This window comes from Cupriavidus neocaledonicus, assembly GCF_000372525.1.
In the GTDB taxonomy this organism is placed as follows: Bacteria; Pseudomonadota; Gammaproteobacteria; order Burkholderiales; family Burkholderiaceae; genus Cupriavidus; species Cupriavidus neocaledonicus.
Window position 1 is genome coordinate 307103 of the sequence record NZ_AQUR01000106.1, and the last position, 23703, is coordinate 330805.

The 23703-nt window shown below is 68.7% G+C and carries 20 protein-coding genes and 1 pseudogene; 7 read left to right on the forward strand and 14 right to left on the reverse strand.

The window, feature by feature from the left end; genetic code table 11:
• Positions 1-10 precede the first annotated feature (10 nt).
• The 5 genes from paaE to A3AG_RS0127320 all read left to right on the forward strand — a co-directional run bounded on the left by paaE (position 11) and on the right by A3AG_RS0127320 (position 6462).
• Positions 11-1087, forward strand: coding sequence for a 1,2-phenylacetyl-CoA epoxidase subunit PaaE (gene paaE / locus A3AG_RS0127300; RefSeq protein ID WP_018008462.1), 1077 nt, complete (start codon positions 11-13; stop codon positions 1085-1087).
• Positions 1088-1142: 55 nt separating this feature from the next.
• The gene (gene paaN / locus A3AG_RS0127305) at positions 1143-2807 is read left to right on the forward strand and encodes a phenylacetic acid degradation protein PaaN (RefSeq protein WP_018008463.1); all 1665 of its coding nucleotides are present in this window, start codon (positions 1143-1145) and stop codon (positions 2805-2807) included.
• 72 nt (positions 2808-2879) lie between these two features.
• Positions 2880-4229: a phenylacetate--CoA ligase PaaK gene (paaK, locus tag A3AG_RS0127310; RefSeq protein WP_018008464.1), complete on the forward strand. Its 1350-nt coding sequence runs from the start codon at positions 2880-2882 to the stop codon at positions 4227-4229.
• A gap of 254 nt (positions 4230-4483) precedes the next feature.
• Positions 4484-4792 (forward strand): DUF485 domain-containing protein, encoded by a 309-nt coding sequence (locus A3AG_RS0127315; RefSeq protein ID WP_018008465.1) that lies wholly within the window; start codon positions 4484-4486, stop codon positions 4790-4792.
• Positions 4789-6462, forward strand: coding sequence for a cation acetate symporter (locus tag A3AG_RS0127320; RefSeq protein WP_018008466.1), 1674 nt, complete (start codon positions 4789-4791; stop codon positions 6460-6462). The genes A3AG_RS0127315 and A3AG_RS0127320 overlap by 4 nt, the downstream gene beginning before the upstream one ends.
• 27 nt (positions 6463-6489) lie before the next feature.
• On the opposite strand, the gene fusA is transcribed toward A3AG_RS0127320, so the two are convergent.
• Together fusA and A3AG_RS0127330 are read right to left on the reverse strand one after the other, a co-directional pair.
• Positions 6490-8553 carry an elongation factor G gene (gene fusA / locus A3AG_RS0127325; protein WP_018008467.1) on the reverse strand — a complete coding sequence of 688 codons (2064 nt, stop codon included), beginning with the start codon at positions 8551-8553 and terminating at the stop codon, positions 6490-6492.
• 202 nt (positions 8554-8755) lie between these two features.
• Positions 8756-9652 (reverse strand): oxidoreductase, encoded by an 897-nt coding sequence (locus A3AG_RS0127330; protein WP_018008468.1) that lies wholly within the window; start codon positions 9650-9652, stop codon positions 8756-8758.
• A gap of 183 nt (positions 9653-9835) precedes the next feature.
• Between A3AG_RS0127330 and gcvA the strand changes: the two are divergent.
• Positions 9836-10733: pseudogene (gene gcvA / locus A3AG_RS32085) on the forward strand (transcriptional regulator GcvA).
• Between the two features lie 15 nt (positions 10734-10748).
• On the opposite strand, the gene A3AG_RS0127340 reads toward gcvA, so the two are convergent.
• The 12 genes from A3AG_RS0127340 to A3AG_RS0127395 all read right to left on the reverse strand — a co-directional run bounded on the left by A3AG_RS0127340 (position 10749) and on the right by A3AG_RS0127395 (position 21987).
• Positions 10749-11429, reverse strand: a complete 681-nt coding sequence (locus A3AG_RS0127340; protein ID WP_018008469.1) for a nitroreductase — start codon at positions 11427-11429, stop codon at positions 10749-10751.
• A complete protein-coding gene (locus tag A3AG_RS0127345) occupies positions 11426-12658 on the reverse strand; it encodes a CaiB/BaiF CoA transferase family protein (RefSeq protein ID WP_018008470.1) in 1233 nt (410 codons plus the stop codon). Before A3AG_RS0127345 ends, A3AG_RS0127340 begins: the two co-directional genes overlap by 4 nt.
• A gap of 1 nt (position 12659) precedes the next feature.
• On the reverse strand, positions 12660-13085 hold the full coding sequence (locus A3AG_RS0127350; RefSeq protein ID WP_240619975.1) for a PaaI family thioesterase: 426 nt from the start codon (positions 13083-13085) through the stop codon (positions 12660-12662).
• Positions 13082-14065: a tripartite tricarboxylate transporter substrate binding protein gene (locus A3AG_RS0127355; RefSeq protein ID WP_026164513.1), complete on the reverse strand. Its 984-nt coding sequence runs from the start codon at positions 14063-14065 to the stop codon at positions 13082-13084. The genes A3AG_RS0127350 and A3AG_RS0127355 overlap by 4 nt, the downstream gene beginning before the upstream one ends.
• A 34-nt stretch (positions 14066-14099) precedes the next feature.
• Positions 14100-14903 carry an enoyl-CoA hydratase/isomerase family protein gene (locus A3AG_RS0127360; protein WP_018008473.1) on the reverse strand — a complete coding sequence of 268 codons (804 nt, stop codon included), beginning with the start codon at positions 14901-14903 and terminating at the stop codon, positions 14100-14102.
• 10 nt (positions 14904-14913) lie between these two features.
• Entirely contained in the window at positions 14914-15678 is a 765-nt protein-coding gene (locus tag A3AG_RS0127365; protein ID WP_018008474.1) for an SDR family NAD(P)-dependent oxidoreductase, read from the reverse strand.
• Between the two features lies 1 nt (position 15679).
• Entirely contained in the window at positions 15680-16825 is a 1146-nt protein-coding gene (locus A3AG_RS0127370) for a thiolase family protein (RefSeq protein ID WP_018008475.1), read from the reverse strand.
• 30 nt (positions 16826-16855) lie between these two features.
• A complete protein-coding gene (locus A3AG_RS0127375) occupies positions 16856-17209 on the reverse strand; it encodes a Zn-ribbon domain-containing OB-fold protein (protein WP_018008476.1) in 354 nt (117 codons plus the stop codon).
• A 230-nt stretch (positions 17210-17439) separates the two neighbouring features.
• Positions 17440-18369 (reverse strand): LysR family transcriptional regulator, encoded by a 930-nt coding sequence (locus A3AG_RS0127380; RefSeq protein WP_018008477.1) that lies wholly within the window; start codon positions 18367-18369, stop codon positions 17440-17442.
• A 68-nt stretch (positions 18370-18437) separates the two neighbouring features.
• A complete protein-coding gene (locus tag A3AG_RS0127385) occupies positions 18438-20549 on the reverse strand; it encodes a xanthine dehydrogenase family protein molybdopterin-binding subunit (RefSeq protein ID WP_018008478.1) in 2112 nt (703 codons plus the stop codon).
• Positions 20546-21523 (reverse strand): FAD binding domain-containing protein, encoded by a 978-nt coding sequence (locus A3AG_RS0127390; RefSeq protein ID WP_018008479.1) that lies wholly within the window; start codon positions 21521-21523, stop codon positions 20546-20548. The genes A3AG_RS0127385 and A3AG_RS0127390 overlap by 4 nt, the downstream gene beginning before the upstream one ends.
• On the reverse strand, positions 21520-21987 hold the full coding sequence (locus A3AG_RS0127395; RefSeq protein ID WP_240619976.1) for a (2Fe-2S)-binding protein: 468 nt from the start codon (positions 21985-21987) through the stop codon (positions 21520-21522). Before A3AG_RS0127395 ends, A3AG_RS0127390 begins: the two co-directional genes overlap by 4 nt.
• Before the next feature lie 518 nt (positions 21988-22505).
• Here A3AG_RS0127395 and A3AG_RS0127400 point away from each other — a divergent pair.
• On the forward strand, positions 22506-23417 hold the full coding sequence (locus A3AG_RS0127400; RefSeq protein WP_020384485.1) for a helix-turn-helix transcriptional regulator: 912 nt from the start codon (positions 22506-22508) through the stop codon (positions 23415-23417).
• The last annotated feature ends 286 nt before the right edge of the window (positions 23418-23703 follow it).

Sequence of the window (23703 nt, forward strand, 5' to 3'; positions counted from 1 at the left end):
AGGTGGGGAGATGAGCAAATTCCATGAACTGACGGTGGCCGCGGTCACGCGCGAAACCCGCGACGCGGTGGCGGTGACCTTCGCCGTGCCGGACGAGCTGGCCGACACCTACCGCTATGTGCAGGGCCAGCACCTGACGCTGCGCACCGGCATCGATGGCGAGGACGTGCGCCGCTCGTACTCGATCTGCTCTGCGGTGCAGGATGAACAGCTGCGCGTGGCGATCAAGCGTGTCGACGGCGGGCTGTTCTCCAACTGGGCCAACGAGCAGTTGCAGCCGGGCATGAAGCTCGAAGTGATGCCGCCGTCTGGCCATTTCCACGTGCCGCTGTCCGCCACGCACGCGAAGCACTACGTCGCCTTCGCCGCCGGCAGTGGCATTACGCCAATGCTGTCGATCATCAAGACCACGTTGCGGGCGGAGCCGGACAGCCGCTTCACGCTCTTCTACGGCAACCGCGCGTCGTCGTCGGTGCTGTTCAAGGAAGAGCTGGAAGACCTGAAGGATACCTACCTGCAGCGCTTCAACCTGGTGTTCGTGCTCAGCCGCGAGCAGCTCGACATCGACCTGTTCAACGGCCGCATCGACGGCGAGAAGGTCAATGCGCTGCTGAAGCACTGGGTCAGGCCGCAGGATATCGACGTCGCCTTTATCTGTGGCCCGCACTCGATGATGGAAGAAGTCTCGCAGGCGCTGCTCGACAACGGCGTCGACAAGGCCCGCATCAAGCGCGAGCTGTTCGCCACCAGCATCCCCTCGGCGCGGCCCGCCGCGCATGCGCACAAGCAGGTCGGCCAGCAGCAGTGCGAGGTGACGGTGATCCAGGACGGCCGTACCCGTTCCTTCACGCTGGAAAAGAACAAGGAAACCGTGCTCGACGCCGCGCTGGCGCAGGGCATCGAGCTGCCGTACTCGTGCAAGGGCGGCGTCTGCTCGACCTGCCGCTGCAAGCGCATCGAGGGCGAGGTCGACATGGACGTCAACTTCGCGCTGGAAGACTATGAAGTCGCGCGGGGCTTCATCCTGAGCTGCCAGAGCTACGCCGTCAGCGACAAGCTGGTGATCGATTTCGACCAGGAAACCTGACGCGTTCTCCTGCCATTCCAAACAAACAGATTCAATTTCGCCCCCGGAGCAAGCCGTGTCCCATCCGTTTTTCGAACGCCACCAGGCGTTGCTGGAACAAGCCACCCAAGCCATCGCCACGCGCGGCTACTGGAGCCCGTTCGCCGAGATGCCGAGCCCGAAGGTCTATGGCGAAAGCGCCAACGCCGACGGCAAGGCCGCCTTCGAGGCGCGCCTGAACCGGCCGTTCGCGCTGGGGCAGCCCGGCACCATCGGGCAGGCCGGCAAGGAGGTCTCTCCGTACGGCCCGGAACTGGGCGTCACGTACCCCAGGCCCGACCTCGACCAGCTCTTTGCGGCGGTGGCCAAGGGCATGCCGGCGTGGCGCAAGGCCGGGCCGCAAGCGTGGGTCGGCGTATCGCTGGAAATCCTGCAGCGCCTGAACCGCCGCAGCTTCGAGATCGCCTACGCGGTCATGCACACCACCGGCCAGGCCTTCATGATGGCCTTCCAGGCCGGTGGCCCGCACGCGCAGGACCGCGGCGTGGAAGCCGTGGCCTACGCCTGGGACGAATTGCGCCGCATCCCGAAGCTTGCCACCTGGGAGAAGCCGCAAGGCAAGAACGAGCCGCTGCGCATGGAAAAGCGCTACACCGTGGTGCCGCGCGGCGTGGGCCTGGTGATCGGCTGCTGCACCTTCCCGACCTGGAACGGCTATCCCGGCCTGTTTGCCAGCCTGGCGACCGGCAATGCGGTGGTGGTCAAGCCGCACCCGGGGGCGATCCTGCCGCTGGCGATCACCGTCGAAGTGGCGCGCGAGGTGCTGGAAGAAGCCGGCTTCGACCCGAATATCGTCACGCTGGTGGCCAACGACCCGAGCGAGCGCATGGCGTCGAAGCTGGCGTTGCGTCCGGAAGTGCGCCTGATCGACTTCACCGGCAGCAGCGCCAACGGCGACTGGCTCGAGCGCAATGCGCACCAGGCGCAGGTGTACACGGAGAAGGCCGGCGTGAACCAGATCGTGATCGACTCCACCGCCGACTTCAAGGGCATGGTGCGCAATATCGCCTTCTCGCTGTCGCTGTATTCGGGCCAGATGTGCACGGCGCCGCAGAACATCTACGTGCCCAAGGACGGCATCGACACGCCGGAAGGGCGCATCAGCTTCGACCAGGTTGCCTCGGCGATCGGCGAGGCCGTTGGCAAGCTGACCAGCGACCGGGCCAAGGCGGTCGAACTGATCGGTGCGATCCAGAACGACGGCGTGGTGGAGCGGATCGAAGCGTCGCGCGCGCTGGGCGAGATCGTTGCCGACAGCCGCGTGCTGGAGCATCCCGAGTTTCCGGGCGCGCGCATCCGCACGCCGCTGGTGCTGAAGGTCGATGCCAGCGACGAGGCGAAGCTCATGCAGGAACTGTTCGGCCCGATCTCCTTCGTCGTGGCAACTGACAGCACCGCGCACAGCATCGAACTGGCGCACCGCGGCGCGAAGACGCACGGCGCGCTGACGCTGTCGGCCTACACCACCGATGCGGGCGTGGCCGAAAGCATCCGCGATGCCGCGGAAGACGCCGGCGTGGCGCTGTCGCTCAACCTGACCGGCGGCGTCTTCGTCAACCAGTCGGCCGCGTTCAGCGATTTCCACGCCACCGGTGCCAACCCCGCGGCCAATGCCTCGCTGTCGGATGCGGCCTTCGTCGCCAACCGCTTCCGCGTGGTCCAGAGCCGCTCGCCTATCTGAGCGCAAGGCTTGCAGTACCCAGGCGCCGGCCCCCCTCGCACGCGGCGCCATCATAACGAGATGGAGTAGACAATGGTGCAACGCAATCCCAACCCCAACGAGCTGGAGCCGATCGAGCGCGCCAGCCGCGACGAACTGCAGGCGCTGCAGCTGCAACGGCTCAAATGGAGCGTGCGCCATGCCTATGACAACGTGCCGCATTACCGCAAGGCGTTCCAGGCGGCCGGGGTGCATCCGGACGATTTGAAGTCGCTGTCGGACCTGTCGAAGTTCCCGTTCCTGACCAAGCAGGACCTGCGCGACAACTATCCCTTCGGCATGTTCGCGGTGCCGCGCGAGCAGGTGGCGCGCGTGCATGCGTCGAGCGGCACCACCGGCAAGCCGACCGTGGTCGGCTATACCGCGAAGGACATCGATACCTGGGCAAGCGTGGTGGCGCGGTCGATCCGCGCCGCCGGGGGGCGCGCCGGGGACCTGGTCCATGTCAGCTATGGCTACGGGCTGTTCACCGGCGGGCTGGGCGCGCACTACGGCGCCGAGAAGGCGGGCTGCACGGTGATCCCGGTGTCGGGCGGACAGACCGAGAAACAGGTACAGCTGATTCGTGAATTCGAGCCCGACATCATCATGGTGACGCCGTCGTACATGCTTAACCTGATCGAGGAGATGGAGCGCCAGGGCATGGACCCGTCGGAAAGCTCGCTGAAGGTCGGCATCTTCGGCGCCGAGCCATGGACCGACGCGATGCGCGCGGAGATCGAGGCGCGCGCCGGCATCGACGCGGTGGACATCTACGGCCTGTCCGAGGTGATGGGGCCGGGCGTGGCGTGCGAATGCATCGAGAGCAAGGACGGCCCGGTGATCTGGGAAGACCATTTCTATGCCGAGATCATCGATCCGCTGACCGGCGAGGTGTTGCCGGATGGCGCCGAGGGCGAGCTGGTGTTCACCTCGCTGACCAAGGAAGCACTGCCGGTGATCCGCTACCGCACGCGCGACCTGACGCGCCTGCTGCCGCCGACGTCGCGTGCGATGCGCCGCATCGGCAAGATCACGGGGCGCTCGGACGACATGCTGATCATCCGCGGCGTCAACGTGTTTCCGTCGCAGATCGAGGAACTGATCCTGAAGGCGCCGGCGCTTGCACCGCAATACCAGCTGGTGGTGACGCGCGACGGGCACCTCGACAAGCTGGAGGTGCGGGTCGAGGCGCGGCCGGAACGCTCCGCGTCGCTGTCGGCGGATGACCGGGCGGCGCTGGAGCGGGATCTGAAGGACCAGATCAAGACCTATGTCGGCGTGACTACGCGGGTGCAGGTGGTGGCGGCTGAAGGGATCGAGCGCACCACGGTCGGCAAGGCACGGCGTGTGCTGGACATGCGGCCGAAGGTCACGCACGAGCAGCCGGTCGGCGCGATCTAAGGCGCTGCCTTTCACCCACAACCCTGGCATAGGCTCCCCTCTCCCGCTTGCGGGAGAGGGGTGGGGGTGAGGGCCAGAGTATCCACAGCGTGACGCGGCATCGTGCTTGCCACACGCCTGCCCTCACCCCCCGGCCCCTCTCCCGCGCGCGGGAGAGGGGAGCAAACCGGCGGCATTCAAGACGCAACGAACGAAATTCCACGATGGCAGCCACCAAGAGCCGCCACACCACCCCCTGCGCCAAAGGAGACACCATGGACGCGCGACAACTCGAATCCATCCAGAACCACCCCGACTTCATTCGCCTGATCCACGGCCGCACGCGGCTGGGCTGGTCGCTGACGCTGGTCATGCTGGCAATCTACTTCGGCTTCATCCTGCTGCTGGCCTTTTCGCCGGCCACGCTCGGCACGCCTTTCGCCGGGGGCGTCATGACGGTCGGCATCCCCGTGGGCGTCGCGGTGATTGTCGCCGCCGTGCTGCTCACCGCCATCTACGTCCACCGCGCCAACCGCGACCTGGATCCGCTCAACGAACGCGTGCGCAAGGAGTGCGAAGCATGAAGCCGGTACACCGTTTCCTCGGCGCGGCCCTGTGCGGGCTCGCCAGTATCGCCGCCACCGCCGCCACGGCGGCCCCCGCTATCCAGGGCGAAGCCGCTCAGCGTCCGCTGAACTGGAGCGCCATCGTCATGTTCATGCTGTTCGTGCTGTTCACGCTCGGCATCACCCGCTGGGCCGCGCGGCGCACGCGCTCGGCGTCGGACTTCTATGCGGCCGGCGGCGGCCTCACTGGCTTCCAGAACGGCCTGGCGATCGCCGGCGACATGGTCTCGGCCGCGTCCTTCCTCGGCATCTCGGCGATGATGTTCGACAAGGGGTACGACGGCCTGATCTACGCGCTCGGCGTGGTGGCCGGATGGCCGATCATCCTGTTCATCGTCGCCGAACGCCTGCGCAACCTGGGCCGCTACACCTTTGCCGATGTGGTCTCTTACCGGCTGGCGCAGAAGCCGGTGCGCATCACCGCCGCGTGCGGCACGCTGACGGTGGTCATCATGTACCTGGTCGCGCAGATGGTCGGCGCCGGAAAGCTGATCGAACTGCTGTTCGGCACCAGCTATGAATCGGCGGTGGTCATCGTCGGCGCGCTGATGGTGCTGTACGTGATGTTCGGCGGCATGCTGGCGACGACCTGGGTGCAGATCATCAAGGCGCTGCTGCTGCTCGGCGGCGTGACCTTCATGGCGGTGATGGTGCTGGCCTATTTCGGCTTCAGCCCCGAAGCCATGTTCGCCAGCGCGGCCAGGGTGCATGACAAGGGCGCCGCGATCCTGTCGCCGGGCGGGCTGGTCTCCAACCCGATCGATGCGATCTCGCTCGGCGTCGGCATGATGTTCGGCACCGCCGGCCTGCCGCATATCCTGATGCGCTTCTTCACCGTGGCGGATGCCAAGGAAGCGCGCAAGTCCGTGCTCTACGCCACCGGCTTCATCGGCTACTTCTACGTGCTGATCCTGGTGGTGGGCTTCGGCGCGATCGTGATGGTGGGCGCGGAGCCGGCCTATCGCGACGCGGCGGGCAAGCTGATCGGCGGCAGCAACATGGTGGCCGTGCACCTGTCGCACGTGATCGGCGGCGACCTCTTCCTGGGCTTTATCTCGGCGGTGGCGTTCGCGACCATCCTGGCGGTGGTGGCGGGGCTGGCGCTGTCGGGCGCGTCGGCGGTGTCGCATGATCTCTACGCCAACGTGTTCCGCCGCGGCCAGGCCAGCGAGAAGGACGAGATCCGCGTGTCGAAGATCGCCACGCTGGTGATCGGCGTACTGGCGATGGTGCTGGGCGTGATGTTCGAGAAGCAGAACATCGCCTTCCTGTCCGGGCTGGTGCTGGCGATCGCCGCATCGGTCAACTTCCCGGTGCTGTTCCTTTCGATGTTCTGGAAAGGCCTGACCACGCGTGGCGCGGTGGCGGGGAGCCTGACGGGCCTGGTTTCGGCGGTGGTGCTGCTGGTGCTCGGGCCGACCGTGTGGGTCGGCATCCTGAAGCACGAGTCGGCGATCTTCCCGTATGCCAACCCCGCGCTGTTCTCGATGACGCTGGCCTTTGCCGCCGCCTGGCTGTTGTCGGTGCTGGACCGTTCGGCGCAGGCGAGCGCCGAACGCCAGCGCTACGGCGCGCAGTTCGTGCGCGCCATGACCGGCATCGGCGCGGCCGGCGCCAGCCAGCACTAAGCCCGCACTAAGCCCGCACCATGCAGGTCAGTCGGTGTCCTGCTGCGCCTTGTGGCGGGACGCCATTTTCTCCTGCTGCGCCGGCGGCACGTTGTCGTAGTGGCTGAACTGGATGGTGTAGCTGCCGTGGCCGCCGGTGATGCTGTTCAGCCGTGACTGGTAGTCGTTGAGCTCCGACAGCGGCACCTGGCCGGCGACGATCACTGTGTTGCCGGCCGCGGTGCGCGTGCCATGGACCTGGCCGCGCTTGGTCGACAGGTCGCCGATGATGTCGCCCATGGCGCTGCCTGGCGCCGTGACCTCGATATCGACGATCGGCTCGAGCACGCTCGGCCTGGCCTTGAGCACCGCGTCGATAAAGGCCTTGCGCCCCGCGGTGGCGAACGCGACTTCCTTCGAATCGACCGGGTGGCTCTTGCCGTCGTACACGGTCACGCGCACGTCCTGCATCGGAAACCCTGCCAGCGGGCCGCTGTCCAGCGCCTGGCGGATGCCTTTCTCGACCGCCGGAATGAACTGCCCGGGAATCGCGCCGCCCTTGACCGCATCGACGAAGTCGAAGCCCGCCCCCCGCGCCAGCGGCTCGATGCGCAGCATCACCTCGCCGAACTGGCCGGCGCCGCCGGTCTGCTTCTTGTGCCGGTGATGGCCCTCGGCCCTGGCGCCGATGGTTTCGCGGTAGGCGATCTTGGGCGGGCGCGTCGCCACTTCCAGCTTGTATTGCTCGGTCAGCCGCTCCAGCGCGCAGCGCAGGTGGAACTCGCCCAGGCCGAACACCACGGTTTCGTTGGTGCCGGCCGGGTGCTCGACGCGCAGGCACGGGTCTTCCGCGCTGAGCTTGTGCAGCACCTCGGCCAGGCGCTGCTCGTTGCCGCGCCGCGCCGGCTCGATCGCCAGGCCATAGATCGGGGTGGGAAATTCCAGCGGGGTCAGGTGGATGTTGCCGTCCTCGGTGGCGTCGTGCAGCACCGCGTCGAAGCCCAGTTCATCGACCTTGGCCACCGCGCAGATATCGCCCGGGCCGGCACGCGCCACTTCCTGGGTCTCCTTGCCCTGCAGCCGCAGCAGGTGCGCCACCTTGAACGGCTGGCGCCCTTCGCCGATATAGAGCTGGCTGTCGCGCGTGACCGTGCCCTGGTGGATGCGGAAAATCGCCAGCTTGCCGACATAGGGGTCGATCACCACCTTGAACACATGCGCCAGCACATGCTTGTCCGGCACCGGTTCGGCGCGCACCGCCTGGCGCTGTTCGGTGCCCTCGGCATCCGCGCCGGTGGAGCGGTAGAACAGCGGCGGGTTGCCTTCGGTGGGGTTGGGCAGCAGCCGCACGAACACGTCCAGCAACGCCTCGATGCCGGCGCCGGTGACGGCCGAGGTAAAGCAGATCGGCACCAGGTGGCCTTCGCGCAGCGCGCGCTCGAACGGCGCGTGCAGTTGCTCCGGGGTGATGGCCTCGCCTTGCTCCAGGTACAGCTCCATCAGCTCCGGGTCGATCTCGATCACCTGGTCGATCAGCGCGTCGTGCGCCGAGGCCACCGATAAAAAATCCGACTCGCCGGCCGGATTGAAGAAGCAGTCGACCACCTTGCCGCCGTGGTCGGCCGGCAGGTTGATGGGCAGGCATTCCTTGCCGAAGGCCTCCTGGATTTCCGCCAGCAGCGCGGGCAGGTCGACCTTCTCGCCGTCGATGCCGTTGATGATGATCATCCGGCACAGCTGGCGCGCCTGCGCCCACGCCATGGCGCGGCGCGTGGTCATCTCGATGCCGGTCTGCGCATTGATGACGATGGCCGCGGTTTCGACCGCGGCCAGTGCGCTGATGGCGTGCCCGGCGAAATCCGGGTAGCCCGGGGTGTCGATCAGGTAGATGCGGGTATCGCGGTAGTGCAGGTGGGCGACCGCGGCGCTGAGCGAGCGCTTGTACTTGCGCTCGAGCGGATCGTTGTCGCACACGGTGGATCCGCGCTCGACGCTGCCAGGCGTGTGCACCGCACCGCCCTTGTGCAGCAACGCCTCGGCGAGCGAGGTCTTGCCGCTTCCTGCGTGCCCGAGCAGGGCGACAGTGCGGATGGCATCGGGACTCTCGTGCATGGTGGCTCTCGGTTCGTCCGGCAATGACTCTCAGGGCATTATTGGCGAAATTCGGCGGAAGCGACATAGATGCGTGCCGATACCGTGCAATGCCCGACGCAAGGGCCCCTCCAAGTGGTGAGGCCGGCGCTCCGGCGGCCTTTTCCGGGCGGCGCACCGGCTTGGCTGCAGTGCAGCAAAGCGTGCCCCGCCCCGCGCGGACTCAGCCGCGCGCGTCGGCGTGGTCGGTCGACACCGCCAGCGCATGCCACGCGGCCAGCTCGCCTTCCACCTTGCGGTGCTTGTCGGCGATGCGGGCGACCGTGTCGGAACCCAGCGGCAGCCGCACCGGCGGCGTGTCGCTGTCGGCAAGCGCGAGCAGGGCCGCGGCCAGCCGCGCCGGATCGCCGGGCTGCTGGTGGTTGGCCGAGGCCATGTGCGAACGCATCGCGCCGACCGTCTGCGCGTACTCGCCGATCTCGGTTCCGACGCGCACCAGCGAGCTGGCATCGAGGAAGTCGGTGCGGAAGAAGCCGGGCTCCACCACCGTCGCATGCACGCCCAGCGGCGCCAGCTCGGCCGACAGCGCTTCGGTCAGTCCCTCGACCGCGAACTTGGTGGCGCCGTACACGCCCCAGCCCGGATACGCCGCATAGCCGCCGATCGACGAGATATTGACGATATGGCCGCTGCGCTGGCGGCGCATCTGCGGCAGCACCGCGCGCGTCACCGCCAGCACGCCGAACACATTGGTGGCGAACTGCTGCTCGACCTCCCGGGCCGAGGCCTCTTCCACCGCGCCCAGCAGGCCGTAGCCGGCGTTGTTGACCAGCACGTCGATGCGGCCGAAGCGCGCCACCGCGGCCTCGGCGGCGGCGATGGCCTGGGCTTCGCTGGTGACGTCCAGCGCCACGGCGAGCAGGTGTTCGTGCTCGCCCACGGCGCCGATCACGGCGTGCGGGTTGCGCGCCGTGGCGACGACGCGGTCGCCGCGGGCTAGCGCGGCGCGGGTCAGCTCGAGGCCGAAGCCGCGCGAAGCGCCGGTGATGAACCAGACCTTGGCGGCGGCGTTGGTGGCATGGGTGTTGGTGTTGGCAGCGATGGTGGTGTTGGCGGACATGGTGAATCTCCTTTGCTCGGTTTGACTTCGATGTCTGATAGCGGGGGCTACGGAGACAAATTTATGCGCGCGCGGCCAACAACACTAGGCAATGCAATGCCGTTTTAAAGACAACCAAAAGTTGTCAATAAACCCGAGCGATGTCGATTGAGCAATCCTCAACCGTATGGCAGACTCGCCGGCATGGACAAGCTGCCTCCCCTGAACGCCCTGCGCGCCTTTGAAGCGGCGGCCCGGCACCTCAGCATCACTACCGCAGCGCAAGAGCTGCACGTGACCCCGGGCGCCGTCAGCCGCCAGATCCGCACGCTGGAAGAAGGCCTGGGCGTGCAGTTGCTGCATCGCGGCCACCGGCAGATTTCACTGACTCGCACCGGCGAGGACTACTACCGCGCCGTGACCCGGGGCCATGGACGACCTGCGCGAGGCCACGCGGCGGCTCGGCAAGCGCGCCCGGCGCAAGCAGCTCAAGGTGCGCGCCTACACCACCTTCGCCATGCGCTGGCTGATACCGCGGCTGTCGAGCTTCCATGCGGCCCATCCCGGCATCGAGGTGCTGCTGACCGCGTCGCTGGACCCGGTCGATTTCCGCAAGGAAGACATCGACGGCGCGATCCGACTCGGCGACGGCAAGTGGAGCGGCGTGAATACCTACCGGCTGGTGTCCAACATCCTGGTGCCGGTCTGCAGCCCCGGCGTGGCGGCCGGCAACCCGAAGGTGAAAAAGCCTGCCGACCTGCGGCACCAGACGCTGCTGCATTCGATTGCGCGCCCGGACGACTGGGCGCACTGGCTGAAGGCGGCGCGCGCCGACGCGCAGGTCGACGCGCGCAGTGGCATGACGTTCCAGAGTTCCGCCATGGCTTATGCGGCGGCAGTGGAAGGGCAGGGTTTCGCCATCGCCCAGCGCTTCCTGGTCGCGGGAGACCTGGAGGCCGGGCGGCTGGTCGCGCCGTTCCGCCAGAGCGTCGACATGGGCGACTTCACCTACTACCTGCTGACGCCGGCGGACCGCAATGAAAGCGCCAGCATGTCGGTGTTCCGCGAGTGGCTGCTGGCGCAGTGCGAGACGCGAAGCTAGCGCGGCGCTCGCCGGTCACCAGCCGGCGAAGCAGGCAAAGCCCTCCACCGGCTCGCGCGCGGTACGCAGCCGGTTGGCCGGCTCGGCAGGATCGGCGTGTCCGAGCGACATGCCGCATACCAGGATTTCATGGTCGGGAATGGCAAGCTGCGCGCGGATGACCCGGTGGTAGCGCGCGAACGCCTGCTGCGCGCAGGTTTCCAGGCCGTGGCCCAGCGCCGCTAACATCACCGCATGCAGGAACATGCCGAGATCCAGCCACGCCGCCTGTCCCTGCCCGCGCTCGATGGTGAAGAACAACCCCACCGGCGCGCCGAAGAACGCGTAGTTGCGGGCATACTGCCGCGCCATGCCGGCGCCGTCGCCACGCGGGATGCCGAGCAGGCCGTACAGCGCCTTGCCCAGTGTGCGGCGGCGCGCCAGGCAGGGCTCGCGCCACGCCGGCGGGTAGTAGACGTATTCCTCGCGATGGCCGCCGCCATCGCTGTCGTGCAGCGCCAGCAGGGCATCGCTGAGCCGGTCGCGCACGGCACCGGCGCAGGCGTAGACCCGCCATGGCTGGGTGTTCGACGCGCTCGGGCTGCGCGCCGCGTCGGCCAGGATTGCCGCCACGGTCTCGCGCTGTACCGGCGTATCGAGAAAGCCGCGCACGCTGCGGCGGGCGTGGAGCGCGGCGGTGATGTCGGCGCGGTTCATGATGCCGTTGCCGTGAGCGGTGCCTCGATGGTATCGGCACAATGGACCGCGCCGCGCGCCTGCAAGGCGGCGATCTGCGCCGCGCTGAAGCCAAGCTCGCCGAGCACCGTTTGCGTATGTTGTCCGCACGCCGGCGCGGGCCGCGCGGGCAGCGCGTTCTCCTGGACGCTATTGATCGGGAAGCCTGGCATGCGGACCTCGCCCAGCGTCTGGTGCGGGATGCGCTGCACCATGCGGTTGGCCGCCACCTGCGGGTGTGCCATCAGGTCTTCATAGGTGGCCACGCGCGCGCACAGGATGTCGGCATCCTGCAGCACGGCCAGCCACGCATCGGTGGGTCGCGTCACCAGCACGCTGGTCAGCGCCTCGACCATTGCCGCCCGATTGGCGACGCGCAGCGGCGAGGTGGCGAAGCGCGGGTCGTCGGCGAGCGCCGGCAGGCCCAGCACGTCGCACAGCCGGCGCCAGCGCTCGGGCATGTAAGCGGCGATCATGATCCAGCCGTCGGCGGTGCGGAAGGCCTGGTTGGGCGCCGAATAGGGCGCGGCACTGCCCGCGCGTTCCGGCAGCCGCCCGTCGGCGCAATAGCTGGTGAGCGACGATTGCTGCAGCGCCAGCGCGGCGTTGAGCAGGCTGACGTCGAGATGCCCGCCCTGGCCGTCGCGCGCCCGCTGCGCCAGCTTGCTCAGGATACCGACGCAGGCGACGTAGCCGGTCATCACGTCGACCACCGGCGCCTGCACCTTGCACGGCTCGCCATCGGGCATGCCGATTAGGCTCATCAGGCCGGAATCGGCCTGGATGATGCCGTCGACGCCGGCACGGCCGGCATACGGGCCGTCCTGGCCGTAGGCGGAGATCGAGCAGTAGACCAGCGCCGGGTTCAGCGTCGACAGCCCGGCATGGCCCAGCCCGAGGCGCTCCATCACGCCCGGGCGCATGCTCTCCACCACGATGTCGGCTTCTGCCGCCATCCGGCGCGCCACGGCAAGACCTTCGGGGGATTTCAGATCCAGCGCCACGCCCAGCTTGTTGCGGTTGAAGCCGTGGAACAGCGCGCTGTCGTCGCCGAGCCAGCCGGGGCCGAGCCCGCGGCCCAGCTCGCCGCCGGGAGGCTCGACCTTGATGACCCTGGCGCCCATGTCGGCCAGCAGCATGGTGCAAGTCGGCCCGGCGCCGATCTGGGTGAAGTCGATGACGGTCAGGCCGTCCAGTGCATCGCGCAGCATGTCAGCTCTCCGCAGATACGTGGGATCGTTTGAACGTGCCCTGCGCGGTGGCGACCAGCACGCCGGCATCGATGGCCAGTTCGGCCGAGGCAAAGTACAGGCTCCTGCCGGCGCGGCTCACTGTGGCGGTGGCGCGCAGCCGTCCCGCGCTGGCCCTGCTGAGGTAGCTGATGGCCAGCATCACCGTCACCGCGTGGCCGAGCGCGCCGTCGGGGCGCATCGGCAGGCCGGCGTAGCCGCACGCGGCGTCGAGCAGCGTGGCGATCACGCCGCCCTGCACGCTGCCTTGCCGGTTCAGGTGGCGCGGCTCGATGTCGAGTTCGAAGGCGCAGCGGCCGTCGCCGACGCTGGCCAGGCGGATGCCGAGGTAGTCCAGCAGCGGGTTGTCGGTGGGCGGCACCATGGGGTGTTCAAGCGGCGCGTTCACAGCGCCACCTTGATGTTGTTGTCCTGGATCACGCGCTGCCAGCGCGACATTTCCTTGCCGATATACGCCTTCAGTTCGGCCGGCGTGGAGGCCTGCGGCTCGAAGCCCTGCTTTTCCAGTTGCCCGGCAACGTCGGGCGACTTCAGGGCGGCCACCAGCGCGGCATTGACCTTATCGACCACGGTCTTCGGCGTGCGTGCCGGCGCCAGCAGGCTGTACCACAGCTCCGCGTCATAGCCGACGATGCCGGCTTCGGCAAAGGTCGGCAGGTCTGGCATCAGCGCACTGCGCTTCTTGCCGGCGATGCCGAGCGCGCGCAGCTTGCCGGCGCGCACGAACTGGATCGACGAAGCAAAGGTGGCGAACGAGATCTGCACCTGGCCGCCCATCAGGTCGCTGATCGACGGGCCGGTGCCGCGGTACGGCACGTGGAGCAGCTCGGTCTTGTTGAGCTTGGCGAAGACCTCGCCCGCCAGGTGCTGCGGCGTGCCGGGCCCGGGGCTGCTGTAGCTGAGCTTGCCCGGGTTGGCGCGGGTGTACTGGATGAACTCCTGCAGCGTGCGGAACGGCTGGTCGGGATTGGCGACCAGCATGATCGGCACCGACGCGATGCGCCCGACCGGCTCGAAGTCGCGCTCGACCTGGAACGGCACCTTCATGCCGAGGAACGGGTTCATCGTGATCTGGCTCGACGCGATCACCAGCGTGTAGCCGTCCGGCGCCGCATGCGCGACGTAGTCGGCGCCCAGGTTGCCGCCTGCGCCGGGTTTGTTCTCGATCACGATGGTCTGGCCCAGCAGCTGGCTCATCTTGGGTGCGATGGCGCGTGCCAGCATGTCATTGCCGCCGCCCGGGGCGAACGGCACCACCAGCGTGATCGGTTTCTGCGTGGGGTAGGGTGCCTGTGCCGCTGCGCTCAGCGCCGTGACTGCCAGCACGCCGGCCATTGCCGCGCGCATGATTCGGGAAATACCTGCCATGGTTGTGTCTCCTGCGTGGTTCTTGTCGGTCCGCTCAGCGTCCCGTGTAGTGGGGCTGCCGCTTTTCGGCGAAAGCCTGCCGCCCTTCAATGCGGTCGGCGGTGTCGCGCAGCACGCCCCAGTAGAGTTCGGTGAGCTGCTGCGCGTCGGCGTCGCCGAGGTGGCTGGTCTGGCGCGACAGCTTCCTGACCGCCTGCACGGCCAGCGGCGCGTTGGCGGCGATACGCGCGGCCAGTGCCAGCGCGCGGTCGGGCAGGGCGTTGGGCGCCATCGTCTCGGTGACCAGGCCGATGCGCGCGGCGTGCTCGGCGCCGATCCGTTCGCCGGTCAGCACCATCTGCATCGCATGCGCAGCGGGCACGGCCTTGAGCAGCCGGTGCAGGCCGGACACCGCCGGGATCGAGCCGACTGCGACTTCGGGCAGGCCGAAGGTCGCCTGCGTCGACGCGATCCGCAAGTCGCACTGCAGCGCGAGCTCCAGCCCCGCGCCCAGGCAGTGGCCGTTGACCGCCGCGACCAGCGGCTTGGCGAGGCCGAGATCGGTGAGGTCCATCAGCCGGATATACAGCCCCAGGTCCGCGGCCGGCTCGGGCGCGCGGAACAGCGCCTCAGGGTAGCTGGCGCTTGAGGTGCGCGTGCCCTTCAGGTCCGCGCCGGCGCAGAAGGCGCGCGTGCCGGCGCCGGTCAGCACCGCGACGCGCAGGTCGTCGCGGTCGCGCACCTCGGCCAGGTGCGCGCGCAGTTCGCGCAGCGTGGTTACGTCGAGCGCATTGAGCGCGTCGGGCCGGTCGATGGTCAGCACCGCGACCGCGCCTTCGATCTGGCGTTGGATGGTCATGATGGCCTCCCTACACGCTGGGCGACGACAGGCTGCGCCCGCCGCAGACGTAGAGCGTCTGGCCGGTCACGTACGACGACTGCGGATCGAGGAAGAAGCTGACGGCATTGGCGATATCGTCGGCGGTGCCGATGCGCTGCATCGGCACCGACTTCTGCAGCCGCGCCTGTACCTCCGGCGCGAAGCCGCGGAACAGCGGCGTATCGACGATGCCGGGCGCGACCGCGTTGACGGTGATGCCCTTGCCGGCGAACTCGATCGCCAGCGAGCGCGTCAGACTGACCACGCCGCCCTTGGCCGCGGAGTAGTTGGCCTGCCCGAAGCCGCCCAGCCAGGCGCGCGACGAGATATTGACCACGCGCCCGTAGCCGCGCTCGACCATGCCGGGCAGCGCCGCGCGGCAGCACAGGAACTGCGAGCGCAGGTTGGTGTCGATGACCAGGTCCCAGTCGTCGTCGGTCATCTTCAGGAAGCGCATGTCGCGCACCGCGCCCGCGTTGTTGACCAGGTAGTCGACGCGGCCGGCGCGGCCAGCGACTTGCGCAAAGGCGTCGTTGACCGCGCCGGAATCGGTCAGGTCGGCGGTGGCGCCGAAGGCATTGAGCCCGGCGGCGGCCAGCGTGCTCACGGCCTCGTCCAGCGCACCGCCATCGCGGTCCAGCAGGGCCACGGTGAGCCCTTGCCGCGCCAGCTGCGTGGCGATGCCCAGGCCGATGCCGCGCGCGGCACCGGTCACCACCGCCACGTGCGCGGGGTCGAAACGTTGGGTGCTCATCTCAGACTCCCAGCAGGTGGACAGATGAGGCGGCGTGGTCCACGCCCGCGATGCCGCCGCCGGTGCATTGCGTCAGGCCGATGCGGGCATGCGCCACCTGGCGTGCGCCGGCGCGCCCCTGCAGTTGCCACAGGATCTCGACCATCTGCGCCACGCCGGTGGCGCCCAGCGGATGGCCCTTGGCCAGCAGGCCGCCGCTGGGGTTGACTGGCACGCGCCCGCCCAGGCGCGTGGCGCCGGACTTGAGCAGGGCCACGGCGTCGCCGCGCGGCGCCAGCCCGAGGGCTTCGTAGTAGAGCAGCTCGGCGATGGTGAAGGCGTCGTGCAGCTCGACCACATCGACGTCCTGCGGCCCCAGTCCGGCCTGTACGTAAGCCTGGCGCGCGGCGCGCGCGGTGATCTCGGCATCGAGCATGTCGTCGTCGGCCGCTTCGCGCATGCCCGACACCACCACCGACGACAGCACCTTCACCGGCCGCGCCTGCGCCGGCCGCTGCGTGCCCAGCACCAGCGCGGCGGCGCCATCGACCTGCGACGGGCAGCATTGCAGCAGCGTCAGAGGGTCGGCGATCATGCGCGAGGCCAGCACTTCTTCGACCGTGGTGGTGTTGCGCTGCTGCGCGTACGGATTGAGCGACCCGTGGTGGCGGTTCTTGACCGCAACCTCGGCCAGGTCGGCCGGCCGGGCGTCGCGCTCGTACAGGAAGCGCGTGCCGCGCATCGCATAGACCGCGGGCAGCACCATGCCAGACCTGGCATAGAGCTCGGTCTTGTGGTCGTTGCGCTGCAGCGGGATGGTGCCGCCGCCGAGCGCGGTAAGCTGCTCGATGCCGAACACCAGCACTGTGTCGTATTGCCCGGCCAGCAGCGCGTGCCGCGCCAGGTGCACGCCGGTGGCGCCGCTGGCGCAGGCGTTCTCGACGTTGTAGACCGGGATGCCCTTGAGCCCCAGGTCGCGCACGATCAGCTGGCCGAGGATCATGCCGCCCAGCACATTGGCGCAATAGACCGCCTGGATGCGGCTGGCCGGCACGTCGGCGTCGGCCAGCGCCTTCAGGATGGCCCGTTGCGCCAGTTCGGGCGCCAGCACGCCGGGATGGCGGCCGAACGGCGTCATCGCGCCGCCGTGGATGTAGATGTCCTGCATGGTGCTTACCTTTTCCCTTCTCTCGATCGTTCAGGCCGCGACGGCTTCGAACACATAGCCAAGCCCGGCGTCATGCCGCGGCGCGTAGCGCGCGCCGATGACCGGGCGCGCCGCGCCCAGCAGGCGGCCGAAGATGCGTACCGGGCCGACGAAATCGACATAGCCGAGCGCGTAGGGCGGCTGGCCGGTCTTGGGCGCGGGATGGATCACGGTATAGCTGTAGAGCGTGCCCGTGCCGGTGATGGCGACGGCCTCGTGGCCCTCGGTCAGCGGCGAGTCGGCGGACAGCGCCGGGAAGATCCAGGCGCCAGTGGCGCGCTCGCGCGAGGCAAGCAGATGGGGGACGGGTTCCGCGCTCCAGAGCGGATAGGGCTGGTCTGACATGGCTGTCTCCTGCGGTTGGGCCTGGTGTAATGGTTGTCGCCGGCGGGCCCCGCGACAAACGATATTTCAGGCGCTTTCGGTTGAGTAAAAGTCAAGCGAAAGGCAACGGGAAGGGGGAGGGAAGGAAATGGGAGTCAGGCCCGGAGAAGGAGAGGGCGCTTCTGGCCGCTGATATACGCGGGTGGGGGCGCCGGCTGCGGGCGCGGTGGCACCAGCCGGCGATGGGCGTCTTAGTCCACCACCCCCACCAGCCGTGACAGCGACTGCTCCGCGCCGCGCGAGGCCGCCACCACGAAGTCGATGAAGCGCCGGACCCGCACCGGCATCTGGCTGCGGTGCGGGTAGTACATGTACAGCCCGACCTGGCTGCTGCTGTATCCGGGCAGGATGGCCCTGAGCCGTCCGCTGACCAGGTCGGCATGGATCATGTAGGCGGGCAGCTGGCCGATGCCGATGCCGGCGCGTACCGCCTCGACCTCTGTTTCCACGTCGTTGAAGCTGGCCACCGCGGGCAGCTCCTGGTACACCAGGTTACCGTCCACCTGCAGTTCCCACGGCACCATGCGTCCGGTGGCGGGGCGGCGGAAGCCCGTGCACTGGTGCCGCATCAGCTCATCGAGCGTGGCCGGCTCGCCGTGCCGGGCCAGGTAATCCGGCGCCGCGCAGATGACCAGCGGCAGGTCGCACAGGCGCCGCGCCACCAGGTTCTGGCCGGGGCTGGTGCCGACGCGGAAGCCCACGTCGATCCTGGCTTCGACCAGGTCGGTGAAGAGGTCGCTCAGCACTACATCGAAGCCGATGCCGGGGTACTGGTCACGGAAACCCTTGACCAGCGGCACCAGCACGCGGCTGCCCAGTGATGGCGGCGCTGTCAGGCGGATCAGTCCGTCGTCGTCGCCGCGGCTGGCCCGGACCTGCTCGAGCGCTTCGTCGAGCTGGCGCATGCCGGGCGCGGTCAGTTCGAACAGCCGCGCCCCTTCCTCGGTCAGGCTGAGCTTGCGCGTGGTCCGGTGCAGCAGGCGCACGCCCAGGTGGGCCTCGAGCGTGCGCACCGCCTTGCTCGCCGCCTGCGGCGTGACACCGGCCTCGACCGCGCCACGCCGGAAGCTGCCTGCACGTACCACGCCGAGGAAGAGGGTGAGGACCCGGGCCTTGTCCATGACTGGCAACCAGAGGTTGGGAATGCGCCATCATAGCGCCAGTCATGGCCACCCAGGCGGCACGGCAGTTAGTGCTCCATCAGGTGCTCGATACGGATCGGCAGCTCTCGCACACGCTTCCCGGTGGCGTGGAAGACGGCGTTGGCGACGGCCGGGGCGACCCCCACCAGCGCGATCTCACCGAGTCCCTTGACGCCCAGCTCGTTGACGTGGGGATCGACCTCGTCGACGAAATGCGCCTCCAGCCCCTGGATGTCCAGGTTGACGGGCACCAGGTAGTCCGCCATGTGCGCGTTCACCGGGCGGCCGTCGCGCGGGTCCAGCGCGGTTCGCTCCATCAGCGCCATGCCGATGCCGCCGACCATGCCGCCGGTGCACTGGCTGGCGGCCAGCCGCGGATTGACGATGCGGCCCGCGCCATAGGTGCCGACCACCCGCCGGACCCGGATGGTGCCGACATCGGGATCGATCGCGACTTCGACAAACACCGCGCCGAAGGCGTGCATGGAGAACCGGCCGCGCACCCCCGCATCCGGCCCTGCGGTGGCGCTGGCCTCGATGATGCCGCTGCCATGGCCTGCCTCGCGGCGCCGGTCCAGCGCCGCGAGGCAGGCAGCGCGCACCGCCGAGCCCACCGACGCCAGCGTCATCGAGCCCCCATGCGGCGGGGTCGGCGGAAAGTCAGAGTTGCCCAGGCTGAAGCGCACGCGCTCCAGCGGCAGCATCAGTGTTTGCGCGGCGATCTGGGTGATCGAGGTATAGGTGCCCGGCCCCATGTCGCTGGCGGCGGCCTCGACTTCGGCCGTGCCGTCGGCCAGCAGGCGCACCCGCGCGCTGGCCTGGCCATGGAACACCGGGTAGCTGGCGCAGGCCATGCCCCAGCCGATGCGCAGGCGGCCGTCGCGCATGGAGCCGGGTGCGAGCGTGCGGCGCGACCAGCCGAACGCATCGGCGCCGCGCTCGTAGCAGGCCAGCATGGAGCGGCTCGAGAACGGCAACTGCAGGCCCTCGTCAAGCCCGGGCTCATTGCGCCGGCGCAGCGCGAGGGGATCCATCCCGAGCGCGTGTGCCAGCTCGTCCATCGCGCATTCCAGCGCAAAGATGCCGGTGGCCTCGCCCGGGCCGCGCATATACGTGGGGGTGCTGATGTCCAGCGGCACCAGCCGGTAGCGGGTGCGCACGTTGGGGCAGCTATAGAGGAACGGCGTGACCGCTGTCAGCGCCTCGGCGAACTGCTCGTAGCGGCTCGTTTCGCCCCTGCCTTCATGCACGATGGCGGTCAGCCGCCCGTCGGGCGTGGACGACAGCGCCACGCGCTGTACCGTGCGCGGTCGATGCCCCGCCAGATGAAACGTCTGCCGACGCGACAGCACCAGCTTGACCGGCCTGCCCACCACGCGCGCGGCCACGGCCGCGAGCGTGACGTGGGGCCAGGTGCGCAGGCTGGTGCCGAACGCGCCGCCGATGAACGGGCAGACCACGCGGACGTTGCCGGCCGGGAGGCCCAGGATCGCCGCTATCTCGGCCTGCTCGTTGACCACGAACTGGCTCTTGCTCCAGAGCGTCAGCCGCTCGCCTTCCCACGCGGCAACGGTGGCGTTCGGCTCGATCGGCACGTGGTTCTCGCGGGCGGCATCGTAGTGCGCGTCGATGCTGACGGCCGCGGCGGCAAGCGCCGCGTCGGGATCGCCGCGGACGCGGTCCGCCGCGTGCGGCCCCGGCTCGCGTCCTGCCTCCGGCACCACGGCTTCGGCGCGCGTGTCGAGCGGGTCGCAGACCGGGTTTTGCGCGGCATAGCCGATCCGCAGCAGGGTGGCGGCATGTTCGGCCTGGTCCAGTGACTGTGCCACGACCACGGCGACCGGCTGGCCGTAGAAGTGCACGCGGTCATCCTGCAGCACGTGCAGGCGTTCGCCGTGTTCCGGATCGATAAAGCCCTTGTGCGGCGCGTAGGCCAGCTTGGGGGTGTTTCGGTGGGTCAGGACCGCGAGCACGCCGGGCACGCGCTGCGCGGCTTCGGTGTCGAGTTCCGTCAGCCGTCCCAGGCCGATCGAGGCGCCGACGATGACGGCGTAGGCCTGTCCGGGCTGGTTGAAGTCGGCGGCGTATTGCGCGCTGCCGCTGACCTTGGTGCGGCCGTCGACGCGGGCGAGTGGCTGGCCGATGTGGTTGGTGTTCATTTGCATTCTCCTGCCAGTTCGAGGGCCCGTACCACCGTGCGTTGCAGCAGGGCGACCTTGTACCGGTTGCCCGGCAGCGCCGTGGCGTCGGCAACCGTGGTCAGCGCCGCCGCCTCGAAGCTCGCGCGTGTCGGCGGCTTGCCCTGCAGCGACTGTTCGGCCGCGCGCATGCGCCATGGCCGCGTGCCCACGCCGCCGCAGGCAAGGCGGGCGGCGCGGATCACGCCGTCGCCGAGCTCGAACGCCGCCGCGGCCGATACCAGGGCAAACTCATAGGAGGCCCGGTCCCGCACCTTCAGGTAGCGCGCGGTGCGCCCGTAAGAGAGCGCCGGAACCCTGACCTCGACGATGAGTTCGCCGGGCGCCAGGGTGTGCTCCAGATGCGGCGTGGTGCCGGGGAGCCGGTACAGGTGTTCCACGGCGATGTGGCGCGCGCCGTCCGGGCCGCGTACCTGGACCACCGCATCCAGCGCCACCAGCGCGACCGCAAGGTCGGACGGGTGCGTGGCGCTGCAATGCGCGCTCGTGCCCAGGATGGCATGGCTTGCGTGCAGGCCGTCGACGGCCGCGCAGCCGCTGCCCGGCGCGCGCTTGTTGCAGGCCGCGTCGAGCATGCGGAAGTAGGGACAGCGCACGCGCTGGAGCAGGTTGCCGCCGATGCTGGCCATGTTGCGCAATTGCGGCGAGGCGCCTTCGATCAGCGCTTCGGCGATCACCGGCTGCAGCCGCCGCACGTCCGGATGCGCGGCCACGTCGGCCATGCGGGCCAGCGCGCCGATGACCAGCTCGTCGCCTTCCGCGCGGATATGGTTCAGCGGCAGCGCGTTGATGTCCACCAGGCGCGCGGGCTGTTCCACGTGCTCGCGCATCAGGTCCACCAGCGTGGTGCCGCCGGCGATGAAGCGGGCGCCGGCAGCAGCGGCCGCCACGGCTTCGGCTTCCGAGCCGGCCTTGTGCAGGGTGAAGGGAATCATGGCAGCTTCCTTTGCCCGAGTTCGGCGATCGCGGCGACGATGCCCGGGTAAGCCCCGCACCGGCAGATGTTGCCGCTCATCCAGAAGCGCACCTCGTCGGCCGAGCCGGCATGGCCCTCGTCGAGGCAGGCGACGCCCGACATGATCTGGCCGGCGGTGCAGAACCCGCACTGGAAGCCGTCGTGCGCGATGAACGCGGCCTGCAGCGGATGCAATGCACCGCCGGGCGCCGACAGGCCCTCGATGGTGCGGACCTGCGCGTCGTGGCACAGCGCGGCCAGGGTCAGGCAGCTGTTGATGCGGCGCCCGTTCACCAGCACCGTGCAGGCGCCGCATGCGCCCTGGTTGCAACCCTTCTTCGCGCCGGTAAGGTCCAGGCGCTCGCGCAGTACGTCAAGCAGGGATTCGCGCGGATCGATTTCGAGCTGATGCGGCGTGCCGTTGATCGTCATGCGCAGCGGCATGCGGGGCGCAGGAGGCACGCTGCCGGCATCGCCGGACGCTGACTGGCTGCCGTTGGTATGAACAGGACTTGACATGGTTGACATTCCTCTTTGCTAGGCCCAATGGACTTGAGCGGTGGGGACGGACGCTTCTGTGGGCTTGCACCCGTTCGCTGAATCCGCTGCGGCAACAACCGGGGCGACGCAATCTGCAAGTTGCAGCAGGTTGGCGCGTTCCGCCGTCGCGGTTAGCGCAGGGGTGCTTGGCGACTTCGGACTGGCGGGCAGTCGTCGCAACGCTACCGCCACAGCGGTCATCGAAATAGAACGCCGTTGCGCTGCGGTGGACGATTCTTGCGGCTTGGATGGGGCATGCGCCGGGCATGTCCAGGCCGGTTTACTTCGCTCCGTTAACTTCATATGCTTCCATCCACAGCGGGGACGTGGCCCTGGCCCCGGCGCTACCGACCTGGGCCTTGCGGGGTTGAGTGCCTATGCGAGCGTCGCCCAGACATGGCGTTATCGATGCGGAGTTGCCGGTGCGTCCCGATGTCAGCAGCCGCGGACGGCCGTGGGCGGGCATCACCGTACAGGTCCACCACTGGCGCTCGGGCGGGGCGGTGTCGTCGCCGGAGCTGGACCACGACATGCTGGCGATGAGGCTCACCGGACATGCCTCGCTGGAGCAGCGGCGCCTGGGCCAGGTCCATCGCAGCATCGTCTTTCCCGGCAATCTCAGCCTGCATCCGCGGCAAGTCGAATCCAGCTGGACCTGGGACCGGCCCGGCTCCATCGTCATTGCCAGGGTCCCGCCCGGCCTGCTGGACGAAGCCGCCGATGCCACCGCGCGCCTGCCACGCGGGACCCAGCGGCTGCGCAATTGCTTCGGCGTGCGCGACGGTTTTGCCGAGACCCTGGTCTTCACGCTGGCGCGAGAACTTCAGCTGACCGCGCATCCGGCGCAGCTGCTGATTGCCGAGTCCCTGTCCTGCGCGCTTTCCGCCCATCTGGTGCATCGCTTCAATGTCGGCCACCCGGGGGCCTCGCCGACGCCCGGCGGCCTGCATCCGCATGCGCTGGGCAGGGTGCTGGACTATATCCACGGCACCACGGAGATGGTGACGCTGCAGGCGCTGGCGGATCTCGCCAACGTCAGCCGCTTTCATTTCGCGCGCATGTTCAAGCGCAGCATGGGTGAAACGCCGATGGCGTATGTCGAACACGTGCGCCTGTTGCGCGCGCGCGAGATGATCCGTTCGGGCGACTATCCGCTGGCGCTGGTGGCCACGCTGGTGGGGTTCTCCGACCAGTCTCACCTGGGGCGGCGCTTCAAGCGGCATTTCGGCTGTACGCCCGGCGAGCTGCTCAGGGGTGGCGCCACGCCGCCGGCCGACGGCTTGCCGCAGTTGCCACAAGCGCCGCATCCCGCCATGTCATGCTTTTGTAATTAAGACCCTGGCTTTCCTTGTAATCCGTGGAGTCGTGGCGCACGCAGCGGGTGCGGGAGCCTGCAACGGTCGCTGGTGCGCCGCCCGATGCACCGGCAAACCAAGGCACGAATGTTGCGGCAAGTCCTGACAGCGATGGGTATATCGCTGGCCCGAGAGTCATGTGACCGGGTCGACCATCCACCCGCCACAAGGCGTCGGTTGAGGCCGCGTCGGGACCTTTGGGACAAGGAGAGCTGTCATGAATATCGTCTGGCTTGTTGGAGCCGTAGTCATCATTCTCGCGGTA